General features: G+C 65.7%; 12 protein-coding genes. 8 read left to right on the top strand and 4 right to left on the bottom strand.

Annotated features, from left to right (window positions below; translation table 11 throughout):
• Together ASH04_RS17165 and ASH04_RS17160 are read right to left on the bottom strand one after the other, a co-directional pair.
• Complete coding sequence (locus ASH04_RS17165; protein WP_032387214.1) at positions 1-627, bottom strand: DUF3515 domain-containing protein; 627 nt, start codon at positions 625-627, stop codon at positions 1-3.
• A gap of 3 nt (positions 628-630) precedes the next feature.
• The gene (locus ASH04_RS17160; protein ID WP_032370776.1) at positions 631-879 is read right to left on the bottom strand and encodes an Lrp/AsnC ligand binding domain-containing protein; all 249 of its coding nucleotides are present in this window, start codon (positions 877-879) and stop codon (positions 631-633) included.
• A 233-nt stretch (positions 880-1,112) separates the two neighbouring features.
• Here ASH04_RS17160 and ASH04_RS17155 point away from each other — a divergent pair, with 233 nt between their 5' ends.
• From ASH04_RS17155 to ASH04_RS17145, 3 genes are read left to right on the top strand one after another with little or no spacing between them, the layout of a single operon-like run.
• Positions 1,113-2,072 carry a thiamine-phosphate kinase gene (locus ASH04_RS17155; protein ID WP_371828214.1) on the top strand — a complete coding sequence of 320 codons (960 nt, stop codon included), beginning with the start codon at positions 1,113-1,115 and terminating at the stop codon, positions 2,070-2,072.
• Between the two features lie 38 nt (positions 2,073-2,110).
• A complete protein-coding gene (locus ASH04_RS17150) occupies positions 2,111-2,635 on the top strand; it encodes a gamma carbonic anhydrase family protein (protein WP_032366386.1) in 525 nt (174 codons plus the stop codon).
• Positions 2,632-3,324: a uracil-DNA glycosylase gene (locus ASH04_RS17145; protein ID WP_032372637.1), complete on the top strand. Its 693-nt coding sequence runs from the start codon at positions 2,632-2,634 to the stop codon at positions 3,322-3,324. The genes ASH04_RS17150 and ASH04_RS17145 overlap by 4 nt, the downstream gene beginning before the upstream one ends.
• A gap of 5 nt (positions 3,325-3,329) precedes the next feature.
• On the opposite strand, the gene ASH04_RS17140 is transcribed toward ASH04_RS17145, so the two are convergent.
• Together ASH04_RS17140 and rpmB are read right to left on the bottom strand one after the other, a co-directional pair.
• Entirely contained in the window at positions 3,330-4,124 is a 795-nt protein-coding gene (locus ASH04_RS17140; protein WP_032366585.1) for an enoyl-CoA hydratase/isomerase family protein, read from the bottom strand.
• Positions 4,125-4,269: 145 nt separating this feature from the next.
• The gene (gene rpmB / locus ASH04_RS26220) at positions 4,270-4,461 is read right to left on the bottom strand and encodes a 50S ribosomal protein L28 (RefSeq protein WP_008717389.1); all 192 of its coding nucleotides are present in this window, start codon (positions 4,459-4,461) and stop codon (positions 4,270-4,272) included.
• Between the two features lie 283 nt (positions 4,462-4,744).
• On the opposite strand from rpmB, the gene ASH04_RS17135 reads away from it, so the two are divergent.
• From ASH04_RS17135 to coaD, 5 genes are all read left to right on the top strand, one after another.
• A complete protein-coding gene (locus tag ASH04_RS17135; RefSeq protein ID WP_082519306.1) occupies positions 4,745-6,412 on the top strand; it encodes a DAK2 domain-containing protein in 1,668 nt (555 codons plus the stop codon).
• A 14-nt stretch (positions 6,413-6,426) separates the two neighbouring features.
• The gene (recG, locus tag ASH04_RS17130) at positions 6,427-8,706 is read left to right on the top strand and encodes an ATP-dependent DNA helicase RecG (protein ID WP_057474108.1); all 2,280 of its coding nucleotides are present in this window, start codon (positions 6,427-6,429) and stop codon (positions 8,704-8,706) included.
• A gap of 110 nt (positions 8,707-8,816) precedes the next feature.
• Positions 8,817-12,233 carry a pyruvate carboxylase gene (locus tag ASH04_RS17125; protein ID WP_032383422.1) on the top strand — a complete coding sequence of 1,139 codons (3,417 nt, stop codon included), beginning with the start codon at positions 8,817-8,819 and terminating at the stop codon, positions 12,231-12,233.
• Entirely contained in the window at positions 12,230-12,802 is a 573-nt protein-coding gene (rsmD, locus tag ASH04_RS17120; RefSeq protein WP_027496669.1) for a 16S rRNA (guanine(966)-N(2))-methyltransferase RsmD, read from the top strand. The genes ASH04_RS17125 and rsmD overlap by 4 nt, the downstream gene beginning before the upstream one ends.
• 27 nt (positions 12,803-12,829) lie before the next feature.
• Positions 12,830-13,318, top strand: a complete 489-nt coding sequence (gene coaD, locus ASH04_RS17115; RefSeq protein WP_027496670.1) for a pantetheine-phosphate adenylyltransferase — start codon at positions 12,830-12,832, stop codon at positions 13,316-13,318.
• Positions 13,319-13,354: the final 36 nt, after the last annotated feature.

Here is a 13,354-nt window from a genome sequence, read left to right as displayed (position 1 = left end):
CTACTGCAACGGTGCCGGGTCGAGGGGCTGCTGGGGTAGTGCTGCCGACACTGCCGACGAGGCATCCTGCAGAGGTGTCGGGCCGGAGTCGCCGGGAATGGTGAGAGCGATGTACGTGCCGCGATCGACGACGAACCACGTGCTGGCGTCGATGCCGTCGTTCTCACCGGACACCTCGAACCACTGGACGCCGTCGATCACCTGAAGTGGTGCGGCCACGTCGAATCCGACAGGGCGAGGCAGCCCGCAGCGAAGCACGACCGGCTCGGCGTTCTCCTCGGCCGATACCCAGGCTCGGACTCCGACAGGTGCCGGGTCGGCCAGGTCGGCGCGGCTGTAGTCGCCCAGCTCGTCGGGCAGCGCATCGAGGAGGGTCGAGCACTGTGCGCTCGCGGCGTCGGGTGCGTCGACCGGCCCCAGCGCTACCGGATCGTGGGCGGGGGAGCTGTTCACCGCTATCGCGGCCACGAGAACTCCCACCACCAACGCGACCGGCAGGGCGATCGCGGTGGCTATGACCGCAGGGTGGCGCTGCTCGCGGGTCTCGTCGGCCGCTGCTGCATTCTCGGACCGGGTGCCGGCGTCGTCGCCGTTGTCTTTGTCGTGGTCGTGGTCGGCAGAGTTCATGCGCTACCGAACCGCCGAGGTCGACTGCGGGGCGACGGGACAGGTGAGGGTGCGCGTGATGGCGTCGACCTTCTGAATTCGGGAGACGATGTCCGCGATCTCGGTGTCGGATGCGCCGTCGGCCCTGACGATGACGTCGTAGGGTCCGACCACAGCTTCTGCGGATACGACGCCGTCGACCGACTCGATCTGCCGCGCAACGGTCGTGGCACGGCCGACTTCGGTCTGAACGAGAACGAAGGCTTGCACCATCGGTGGTCCCTTTCCTTGCTGGGACGATCGACTGTAAGTTGAGTCGACTGTACGTTGAGTCGGTTGCGTACTCACAGCACGAAACCGGCTGCGCCGGACCGGGCCCGGGCACCGCTAAAGGTACCGCAGGCGCGGTGCCGGTTTCGCGGGAGACCGACGTCCGAATTGCGCTCTGAGGGAGGAACATCATCGACGACACCGGCCCCTCGGGGACCACCGCCGCCGAACCGACGGTGGCCCAGATCGGCGAGTTCGACGTCATCGCCCGGGCCGTCGCCGATCGAGTGCAACCGACGTCGACCATCGTCGGCCCCGGCGACGACGCTGCCGTCGTCAGTGCATCCGACGGCAGGGTGGCCGCCACGACAGATATGTTGGTGCACGGCAGACACTTTCGGCTCGATTGGTCGACTCCGGTGGAGATCGGCCGGAAGGCGATCGCGCAGAACGGGGCAGACATCGCCGCGATGGGTGGGCAGTGCTCGGCATTCCTGGTTGCTCTCGGCTGCCCGGCGGACACACCGGTGAGCGTGACGGACGGTCTGAACGAGGGCATGTGGCGCGAGGCGTCGGCTGCGGGTTCGGCGATCGTCGGCGGTGATGTGGTGCAATCGGATCAGCTGGTGATCTCGATTACTGCGCTCGGTGATCTTCAGGGCAGGGCTCCCGTACTGCGATCGGGTGCGCAGGTCGGTGATGTGATCGCGTTCGCGGGGCGGCTCGGGTGGTCCGCGGCCGGACTCGCTCTGTTGCTCGCGGGCGGCGATCGCTCCGGGCACGACGCGGTTCTCGATGCACACCGCGTGCCCTCCCCGCCGTACCGTGCCGGTATCGAGGCCGCCGAAGCAGGCGCGACATCACTCACCGATGTGTCCGACGGGTTGTCGGCCGACCTGGGTCATATCGCCGACGCATCCGGGGTATCGATGGTTCTGGAACCCGAGCGTCTTCCGATCGCCGACGAAGTCCGTTCGGCTGCAGAGCTGTTGGGGGCAGATCCCCTCGAGTGGGTACTCACCGGCGGCGAGGATCATGCTCTCGTCGGCACGTTCCCCGGCCTCGCTACTGTTCCGACGGGGTGGATCGTGATCGGCCGCGTCGAGTCCGCGTCGAATGCAACCGCCGGTGGCGTCACTGTCGCCGGGCACCACCGCGTGGGCAGATCCGGTTGGTCGAGCTTCGACCGAGAGTGAGCTCCGACCGGGTCGATGGAGTCGGCTAAGTTGCAAGGATGGCTATCTATGCGCTCGGCGATCGCGAACCCGATATTCACCCGGACGCCTATGTCCATCCCGATGCAGTCGTCATCGGAGCGGTGACCTTGGCGGCGGGATCGTCGGTGTGGCCGACGGCCGTGCTCCGAGCCGATTACGGCACGATCTCCGTCGGTGCGGGCACCAACATCCAGGACGGGACCGTCATCCACTGCACCCCCATCGACGCGACCGTGATCGGTGCCGGATGCGTTCTCGGTCACAACGCGCATGTCGAGGGTGCGACCATCGGCGACAACTGCCTCATTGCATCGGGTTCCGTGGTGCTCAACGGCTCGAGGATCGGGGCCGGTTCCATCGTGGGTGCGGGTGCGGTGGTGCCGTTCAAGTTCGTCGTTCCCGAACGCAGCATGGCGCTCGGTGTTCCAGCGAAAATCCGTGAGGGCTTCGAGGTTCCGGAGGGGCACGTGGACATCAACGTGCAGATGTACTCCGCGAACGCCGCGTACTACCGCGACGCGCTGCGCCGGATCGACCGGTGACGGCCCGCCCGCTCGCCGAGAGCGTAGATCCGGGTTGGGCCCGTGCCTTGGCTCCGGTCGAGACGAATGTTGCTGCGATGGGCGACTTTCTGCGAGCCGAGCTCGCCGCCGGAAAGCACTACCTCCCTGCCGGCGAGAGCGTTCTGCGTGCTTTTCGGTACCCGTTCGACCGGGTTCGGGTGCTGATCGTCGGCCAGGACCCGTACCCGACCCCGGGTCATGCAGTGGGGCTGAGCTTTTCGGTCGCCCCCGACGTGCGTCCCGTTCCGCGCAGTCTGGCCAACATCTTCAAGGAATATTCGGACGATCTCGGTCTGCCGACGCCCAGCAACGGTGATCTCACGCCGTGGGCGGAGCAGGGTGTGATGCTGCTCAACCGAGTGCTCACGGTCGAACCGTCCGCAGCGGCGTCGCACCGCAAGAAGGGCTGGGAAGCGGTGACGGAGCAGGCAATTCGTGCTCTTGTTGACAGAGCCGAGGATCCCCGGGCTCCTGGCCTGGTGGCGATTCTCTGGGGCCGTGACGCGGCGACGCTCAAACTCATGCTGGGATCGGTGCCGTGCATCGAGTCGGCCCATCCGTCACCGCTGTCCGCATCACGGGGATTCTTCGGATCCAAGCCCTTCAGTCGCGCCAACGAATTGTTGGTCGAGGGCGGGGACGAACCGATCGACTGGACGTTGCCGTGACCGGCTCAGGAAAAATCGGGGCGACGCTTCTCGACGAATGCGTCGACGCCTTCCACTCCTGCAGGTGAGACTGCGGCCGCCGAGATCGAGGCGGCCTCGGCATCCAATTGCTCTGCCAGAGTTGCGGTGTCGGACGCCGCGAGCAGCTTCTTGATTCCCTGATACGCCGAGGTGGGGCCGACGGCGAGGGTTCGGGCCAGTCGTTCGGCCTCGCTGTCGACGAAGTCGTCGCCCACGAGGCGGCTGAGGATTCCGAGACGCACCGCATCCTCACCGTTGAGAATCGAATCGTTCAACAGGATGTCCATTGCGTGGCCGGATCCGACGATGCGGGGCAGGGTCCAGGACATGCCACCGTCCGGCGTGAACCCGATGGCGGGGTAGGCCGGTCGAAGCTTGGTCGACGGTCCGCCGATGGCGATATCGGTGAGACACACCAGGCTCATGCCGGCGCCGGCCGCCCAGCCGTGTACACCAGCGACGATGGGAACCGTCACTGCTGCCAGTTCGCGAACGAAGGCGTGGAACGCATCGGCAACCGAGCCGACGAAGGCACCGCGATCGTCGGCACCGGCGAAGTCCCGTACGTTGCCGCCGGCGCAGAAGTTCGGCCCGCGGCCGATGAGCAGGACGCTTCCTACAGATGTGGCACCGGTGTTCACCTCGTGCAGTGCCTGCGTTCCCGAGGTGATGCCGTCCAGGTCGAGAGAGGAACCGCCCGCCTCGGTGGCGACGACGATGTGCAGCACCCCGTCCTCGATGCTGACCTTGCTCGAGCTTTCGCTGTCCGAATGAGTCACGTTCGGCACTCTATCGGACGTCCAACTGTTTGCCCGAATGCGCAGGAACATCGACAGACAACTGTGCCCCGCATCCGAGTGGATGCGGGGCACAGTTCTCGCACGCGGTCGAGGCCGTGGAGGAAATCGAAGAGCGGGGCCGAAATCAGCCCCGAACCACCTTGCCTGCCTTCAAGCAGGAGGTGCACACGTTCATGCGCTTGGAGTTGCCAGGCGCAACCTGAGCGTGAACGGTCTGAATGTTCGGGTTCCAACGACGGTTGGTCCGTCGGTGCGAGTGCGAGACCGACTTACCGAAGCCGGGCCCCTTGGCGCATACGTCGCAGACGGCAGCCATAGTCGCGAACTCCTTGTTAGATGTTGAGCGTTACATGTGGTCGAAGACATCGAAACGAACTACGAGCAGATGCAAGGATTGCAATGCGTGAAGATCGCCTCGAGGCAACCCTGCAAGAATAGCGGCGTCCCACCCAATCACCAAACCGCCACCGCAGACGAGGTGTACCGGCTCACGCGCGCCGCGCTGACGATTCTGCCCGACTAAGCTTCGGGCACTGTCCGCGGCCGACATCGTCGGGCCCGGGCGCAGGTACGGACGGAACGCAGGGGAGGCGCTCGAGGTGGTCGACGTACTCGAATCCATCGATGCCTCGGACCTGCGCCGGTGGGCCTATCGCTGTGTGGATTCCCTCACTGCTCGGTGCGACGAGATCGACGCACTGAACGTCTTCCCGATTCCGGACTCCGATACCGGCACCAACCTGATGTTCACGTTCCGGGCTGCGGTCGAGTCCATGCGCAGTGCCGGGCCGGCCGCAGGCGCGGGTGCGATCGGACGGGCTCTGGCGGTGGGAGCCGTATCGGGCGCGCGAGGAAATTCCGGGGTCATCGTCTCGCAACTCCTGCGCGCCGTGGGTGAGGCCGCAGCCGACGGTCCGCTGGACACCGTGTCGATCCAGGCCATGTTGCGGCGTGCACGAGTTCTGGTGGCGGGCGCGGTCAGTGTCCCCGCCGAGGGCACCATGCTCACGGTGCTCGAAGCCGCTGCCCACGAGGCCGCTGCTCACGACGCGAACGTCGATCTGGCCACGCTGGTGGTCGATATCGCGGAGGCCACCGCTCGCGCTCTCGATCGCACGACGGACCAACTCGCACCGTTGCGAGAGGCGGGCGTCGTGGATGCGGGGGCGCTGGGGTTGTCGGTGATCTTCGACGCGTTGGTCGAGGTCGTGACCGGCCGCACCCCTCCGAGGCGACGCTATCGCCGTCCTCAGGACCACGAACGGGTGATCGAAGTCGGTGTTTCGAACGCACACGGAGCCTCCGACGGGGCGGCGGCTCGTTCGCAGTCCCGGCCGCTCGGCTACGAGGTTCTCTACGTCGTCCCCGGCATCGACGACACCCGCGCGGCAGCGCTGCGTGCAGCGCTGTCGGACCTCGGCGATTCGGTCGTGGTTGCCGGAGACGGCTCCGGGGCGTACTCCGCTCATGTGCACACCACCGACCCGGGCGGTGCCGTCGAGTGCGGGATCGCGGCGGGAAATATTCGAGGAGTGCGCATCTCGTGTTTCGGACTGGCCGAGTACTCCGTCGACGCGAACGTCGGTGAGCACGAGCCCGAGGCTATGTCGGTGGGTCGCGATATTTTGGCCCTGGTCGCCGGTGACGGTGCCGCGGCTCTCTACGTACAGGAAGGTGCGACGGTGGTGCGATGCGACGAGCCCATCGATTCGTCGGTGTTGCATCGCGCCATCGTGGGCATGAAGCACCGCGAGGTTCTGGTGCTGCCGAACGGGGCGCTGTCCGCTCAGGAGCTCGTTGCCGTCGGTGCTGCGGCCAGGGCCGACGGTAAGGACGTGTCGATGTTGCCGTGCTCGGCGATGGTGCAGGGGTTGGCTGCGCTCGCAGTGCACGACGCGGCCAGAGCAGCCGTCGACGACGCGTTCGCGATGTCCGATGCTGCAGCGGGGACGAGGTGGGGTTCGTTGCGCATCGCCGAGCAACGCTCGCTGACCTGGGTCGGTATGTGCGAGCCGGGTGACTGTCTCGGTCTGGCCGGGCAGGAAGTGGTGATCGTTGCCGAGCATCCGCTCGATGCCGGATGCAGACTGCTGGACCAGCTGTTGGCCACCGGCGGTGAGATGGTGACGATGTTGCTCGGGGCACTGGCTCCCGCGGATCTCGGAGGTCGGCTCGCCGACTATGTGGCGGGTGCGCATCCCGGCGTCGACGTGGTGGTCTACCCGGGCGGGCAGCCCGGGGATCTCGTGCAATTCGGAGTGGAATAGGGAATCTCGGAACAATGGCAACGCTGGTGGATCGGCTCGACGATGTCCTCGGAGCGGCGGCTGCGGCACCGCTGGCCGAGGTGTTCGGCATCCATACCGTCGAAGACCTGCTGCGGCACTACCCGCACCGCTACATGACGCACGGTTCCGAGCTCGGCGAGAAGGAACCCCCCGAGGGGGAACACATCACCATCGTCGCCACCGTGGAATCGGCCACCCTGCGTTCGATGAAGAACCGCAACGGTCAATTCCTTGCCGTCACCCTTGCGGCCGACGGGCAGCGGATCGAAGCCACGTTCTTCAGCCCGCACAAGCTCAAGCACGTGGTCGTGCCCGGCCGGCGGGGCATGTTCTCGGGCAAGGTCAAGTATTTCGGTCGGCGGTGGAACCTCACCCACCCCAGTTACGTGATCCTCGGGGGTGACGACAACGACGGGGCCATCGTCCCCGCGGGTCGCATCGTCGGCGGTGGCACGCTGGCCGGCCTGGCGCGTGGCTCGGTCGATTCGTCCGGAGCCGTCGACATGTCGGTGTTCGACCGCGCCTTCGTCCCTATCTATCCCGCGGCGAAGGACGTCGAGAGCTGGACATTCATGCGCTGCGTCCGGCAGGTACTCGACCAGCTGGACGACGTGGTCGATCCGCTCCCGGAATCGGTGCGCCGCGAGCGAGGCCTCATCGACATCGACGCCGCGCTGCGTTCGGTCCACTTTCCCGATACCGCGGCGGACAAGGACGCCGCTCGGGAACGATTGAAGTTCGACGAGGCATTGGCTGTTCAATTGGTACTCGCGGACCGACGACGCGACGCGTCCGACCGGGTAGCCGCGCGGTGCCCACCGATCACCGACGGCATCGCGGCGGAGTTCGATCGCCGGCTGCCGTTCGAGTTGACGGTCGGTCAGCACCAGGTTGCTGCGGAGATCGCCAACGACCTGTCGGGCCCGCATCCAATGTCGCGTCTGTTGCAGGGCGAGGTCGGCTCGGGTAAGACCATCGTCGCGTTGCGTGCCATGCTGCAGGTGATCGACGCCGGACACCAGTGCGCACTGTTGGCACCGACGGAAGTGCTTGCCTCCCAACATGCGCGATCGATCCGATCGATGCTCGGCACGCTGGCCGCCGGTGGCGAGCTGGGATCGCACGAGCTGGCCACCAAGGTGGCTCTGCTGACGGGGTCGATGTCCACTGCGGCAAAGCGATCGGCCCTGCTCGATGCCGTGACAGGTGATGCCGGGATCGTCATCGGCACCCACGCTCTCATCGAGGATCGGGTCGAGTTTCTCGACCTCGCGATGGTCGTCGTGGACGAGCAGCACAGATTCGGTGTGGAGCAGCGAGATGCCCTGCGCGCGAAGGCTCGTGGAAACACCAGCCCGCATCTCCTCGTGATGACGGCGACACCTATTCCGCGCACGATCGCGATGTCGACGCTGGGGGACCTGGAGACGTCGGTACTGACGGAGCTTCCGCGCGGCAGGTCGCCGATCGTCAGCAACGTCGTCCCGGCCAGATCCAAACCGGGGTGGGTGGATCGAGCCTGGCAACGGATTCACGAGGAGGTCGCGGCGGGCCGGCAGGCCTACGTGGTCTGTTCTCGTATCGGTGACGGCGATGATGCGGACACGGGCAAGAAGAGCGGAGCGGCGAAGAAGGCTGCGCCGAAAGTGGAAGACGGGCCGGAGACCACGGCTGCCGTGGATCTCTACGAGACGCTCTCGGCCGGTCCGATGGCCGATCTGCGTGTGGGGCTGCTGCACGGTCGACTGTCCGGTGATGACAAGGACATCACCATGTCGGAATTCAACGCGGGTGAGATCGACGTGCTCGTCTGCACGACGGTGGTCGAGGTGGGCGTGGATGTACCCAATGCCACGGTCATGGTGATCATGGATGCCGACCGCTTCGGCGTCAGCCAGCTCCACCAGTTGCGCGGCCGAATCGGCCGCGGCGGGCATCAGGGGCTGTGCATCATGATCAGCTGGCTCAGTCCGGGCGGTGGGTCGTTCGCTCGGCTCGAGGCTGTGGCCGCCACCAACGACGGGTTCGAGCTCGCCAAACTGGACCTGGCGACCCGCCGAGAAGGTGACGTGTTGGGAGCCGCACAGTCGGGCACGGTGACCGGACTTCGGATGCTCTCGTTCATCGACGACGAGGACATCATTTCCGACGCCCAGGATTGTGCCCGGTCGTTGTTCACGCGGGACCCGTCTCTGGCCGACAATCCCGGCATCGCGTCGATGATGCGTTCGGCGTGGCGATCCGACAGAATCGACTACCTCGACAAGTCCTGACCCCGTCGCAGTCCGCACTGCACCGTTTCAGTAGCCGAAATTGAACAAAAGTTCCCGCATCGTGGGATCAGTACGCCTCCGGGGCTGTGTCTGCCGGGTAAGTTGAGCCAATGTTCTCCAAAGTTTTGGTTGCCAACCGCGGCGAAATCGCTATCCGCGCCTTCCGTGCGTCCTACGAACTCGGTGCCTCGACGGTGGCGGTGTTCCCGTTCGAGGATCGAAACTCGGTGCACCGAACGAAGGCCGACGAGGCTTATCAGATCGGGGAGAAGGGCCATCCCGTTCGGGCGTATCTCTCGGTCGACGAGATCGTCGCCGCCGCCAAGCGCAGCGGTGCCGATGCTGTGTACCCCGGCTACGGATTCCTTTCCGAGAACCCGGATCTCGCCGCCGCGTGTGTGGAGGCGGGCATCACGTTCGTCGGGCCCTCCGCCGATGTCCTCGAGCTGACCGGCAACAAGGCGCGTGCGATCGCCGCTGCGAAGGCCGCGGGACTACCGGTGTTGGCGTCGTCGGAACCGTCGTCCGATATCGACGAATTGGTCGCGGCATCGGAATCGATGACTTTCCCGCTGTTCGTCAAGGCCGTGGCAGGTGGCGGTGGTCGCGGAATGCGCCGCGTGGCCGAGCCCGAGCAACTACGCGAGTCCATCGAAGCTGCTGCGCGCGAAGCGGAGTCGGCGTTCGGCGATGCGACCGTGTTCCTCGAGCAGGCAGTGATCGACCCCCGTCATATCGAGGTACAGATCCTTGCCGACGGCCAAGGCAACGTCGTCCATCTCTTCGAGCGCGATTGCAGTGTGCAGCGTCGACACCAGAAGGTGATCGAGCTGGCCCCGGCACCCAACCTTCCTCAGGAATTACGCGAGAAGATCTGCGCCGACGCCGTGGCGTTCGCCAAGCAGATCGGCTATTCCTGCGCCGGTACCGTCGAGTTCCTTCTCGATACCCGCGGCAATCACGTCTTCATCGAGATGAATCCGCGAATTCAGGTGGAGCACACCGTCACCGAAGAAGTGACCGATGTGGACCTGGTGCAGTCGCAGTTGCGTATCGCCTCCGGTGAGACGTTGGCGGACCTGGGATTGCAGCAGGAGAACATCGTGTTGCGCGGTGCAGCGTTGCAATGTCGCATCACCACCGAGGATCCCGCCAACGGATTCCGGCCCGACGTCGGCCGCATCACTGCCTACCGCACCCCGGGCGGTGCCGGCGTGCGCCTCGACGGTGGCACGACGTTGGGTGCCGAGGTCGGTGCCTACTTCGACTCGATGCTCGTCAAGCTCACCTGTCGCGGCCGTGATTTCGACACTGCCGTGGCGCGTGCCCGACGTGCGGTGGCGGAGTTCAGAATTCGCGGTGTCGCGACGAACATCCCGTTCCTGCAAGCGGTTCTGGTCGACCCCGATTTCACCGCAGGACGCGTCACCACCTCCTTCATCGAGGAACGTCCGGAACTGCTGACGTCGCGTTCCTCGGGTGACCGTGGCACCAAAATTCTGACCTACCTGGCCGACGTGACGGTCAACAAGCCGCACGGGGAACGTCCCTCACCGGTGTACCCGCACGACAAGCTGCCCGAGGTCGACTTCTCGGCTCCCATTCCCGACGGCTCCCGGCAACGGCTGCTGGCGCTCGGGCCGGAGGGGTTCGCCCGCGATCTGCGCAATCAGAAGGCGCTCGGTGTCACCGACACCACGTTCCGTGATGCCCATCAGTCGTTGTTGGCAACGCGTGTGCGCACCAGTGGTCTGCTCGGCGTAGCGCCGTACGTGGCGCGAACGACGCCGCAGTTACTCTCGATCGAGGCCTGGGGAGGGGCGACGTACGACGTGGCGTTGCGCTTCCTGCACGAGGATCCGTGGGAGCGGTTGGCGAGCTTGCGAGAAGCCGTGCCCAACATAGCGATTCAGATGTTGCTGCGCGGCAGGAACACCGTCGGATACACCCCGTACCCGGAGAAGGTCACCCGTAGCTTCGTCGCCGAGGCCACCGACACCGGAATCGACATCTTCCGTATCTTCGATGCGCTCAACAACGTCGATCAGATGCGTCCGGCGATCGATGCAGTGCGCGAAACCGGTACGGCCATCGCAGAAGTGGCACTGAGTTACACCGGCGACCTGTCCAATCCGAACGAGAACCTGTACACGCTCGACTACTACCTGAAGTTGGCCGAGCAGATCGTCGATGCCGGCGCGCACGTGCTGGCCATCAAGGACATGGCGGGTCTGTTGCGTGCCCCCGCGGCCAAGACGCTGGTGACGGCGTTGCGGTCCAACTTCGATCTGCCGGTGCACGTGCACACCCACGACACTCCCGGCGGACAGCTCGCTACCTATCTCGCTGCCTGGGAAGCCGGAGCCGACGCGGTCGACGGTGCCTGTGCTGCGATGGCAGGAACCACCAGTCAGCCCGCGCTGTCGGCGATCGTCGCCGCGGCCGCGCACACCGAGCGCGACACCGGTCTCGACCTGCAGGCCGTCTGCGATCTCGAGCCGTACTGGGAGGCCGTGCGAAAGGTGTACGCGCCCTTCGAGTCCGGGCTGCCGGCACCGACCGGTCGCGTGTACACCCACGAGATTCCGGGCGGCCAGCTGTCGAACCTACGCCAACAGGCTATTTCGCTCGGTCTCGGTGATCGCTTCGAGACGGTCGAAGCCAATTACGCTGCGGCCGACCGCATGTTGGGTCGATTGACCAAGGTGACGCCGAGCTCGAAGGTCGTCGGCGATCTGGCTCTTGCGCTCGTGGGTGCGAATGCGTCCGCCGAGGAATTCGCCGAGGACCCCAGCCGGTACGACATTCCCGATTCCGTTGTCGGGTTCCTACGCGGCGATCTCGGAACACCCGCCGGTGGCTGGCCCGAGCCGCTGCGCACCAAGGCGCTCGAAGGCCGAGGTGCGGGCAAGCCGGTGACGCCGCTGACCGACGAGGACGAAAAGAACCTCGACGGGACGTCGGCGCAACGCCGTACCACTCTGAATCGGTTGCTCTTCCCCGGCCCCACAGCGGAACTCGAAGCTCATCGAGAGAAGTACGGCGACACGACCCGATTGTCGGCCAACCAGTTCTTCTACGGTCTGCGTCAGGGCGAGGAGCATCGAGTCACGCTCGAGAAGGGCGTCGAACTGCTCATCGGACTCGAAGCGATCTCCGACCCGGACGAACGCGGTATGCGCACCGTCATGTGCATCCTCAATGGGCAGCTACGTCCGGTGTCGGTGCGCGATCGGTCCATCGCGAGCGAAGCACCCACCGTCGAGAAGGCAGACCGCTCCAATTCCGGACACATTCCGGCTCCGTTCGCCGGGGTGGTCACCCTGGCAGTCGAGGAGGGCCAGAAGATTTCGGCCGGCGACACCATTGCCACGATCGAGGCGATGAAGATGGAGGCAGCGATCACCGCACCGCGGGGCGGCTCGGTCACTCGTCTGGCGATCTCGGGCGTACAGCAGGTGGAGGGCGGCGATCTGCTCGTCGTCATCGGTGGGGGGTCGACGGGCGAAGAGGCCGGGAGCGAATGACCCGGATCGTCGCGGGCGTTGCCGGGGGTCGTCGATTGGCGGTCCCCGGCCAAGGCACCCGGCCCACGTCGGAGCGGGTTAGAGAGGCACTGTTCAGTGCGCTCGAAAGTCGGATGGAGCTCGACGGGGCCGCGGTGTTGGATCTGTTCGCAGGGTCGGGTGCGCTCGGACTCGAAGCACTCTCACGTGGGGCCGCGTCGGCGGTGCTGGTCGAATCCGACGCACGGGCGGCCGCGGTAGTGCGCAAGAACATCGAATCGGTCGGCCTGACCGGAGCTTCGGTCAAATGCGCGCCGGTGGCCTCGGTCCTGGCCGGCACCGCCGACGCGGCCTACGACCTGGTGTTGGCAGATCCGCCGTACGCCGTCACGGATACCGCCGTGGCCGGCCTCCTCGAGCGGCTCGTGAGCGGGGGATGGCTCTCGGTCGACGCGGTGGTCGTGCTCGAACGGTCGTCGCGTTCGCCGGAGACCGTATGGCCGACCGGGCTCGTGCCGGAGAAGTCGAAGAAGTACGGCGAGAGCCGAATCGAGATCGCAATCCGGTCAGGAGTGGAGCCTGCGGAATGAGCTGTCTGAGCTGATAGGTTCGCGGGCATGACTGGCGCACTGTGTCCTGGATCCTTCGACCCGGTGACCATCGGTCACCTGGATATCTTCGAGCGCGCGGCGGCCGCCTTCGACGAGGTGGTGGTGACGGTGATGGTGAACAAGAGCAAGAAGGGCATGTTCAGCGTCGAGGAGCGGATCGAGATGCTCGAGGTCGCGACCGAGCATCTGCCTAACGTTCGGGTCGGTTCGTGGTATGGCCTGCTGGTCGATTACGCACGGCAGGAGGGCTTTTCGGCGATCGTGAAGGGTCTTCGGAGTGCTGTCGACTTCGATTACGAGTTGCAGATGGCGCAGATGAACCGGACGCTGACCGGAGTGGACACGGTGTTCCTCCCTGCGAATCCGGCGCACAGTTTTCTGTCGAGCTCGTTGGTCAAGGAGGTGGCCACGTTCGGGGGAGACGTCACCGGTATGTTGCCGCCGTTCGTGCAGGACCGGTTGATGTCGCGTATCGCCGAGCGTGCCGCCCAGTAGTTCGATGGCGCAGTAGTTCGATGGCCCAGTAGTTCG

Source organism: Rhodococcus sp. Leaf233, from assembly GCF_001426165.1.
Taxonomy (GTDB): domain Bacteria; phylum Actinomycetota; class Actinomycetes; order Mycobacteriales; family Mycobacteriaceae; genus Rhodococcoides; species Rhodococcoides fascians.
Note: the sequence above shows the minus strand (reverse complement) of the source record. Positions and strands in the feature narration are given on the sequence as shown.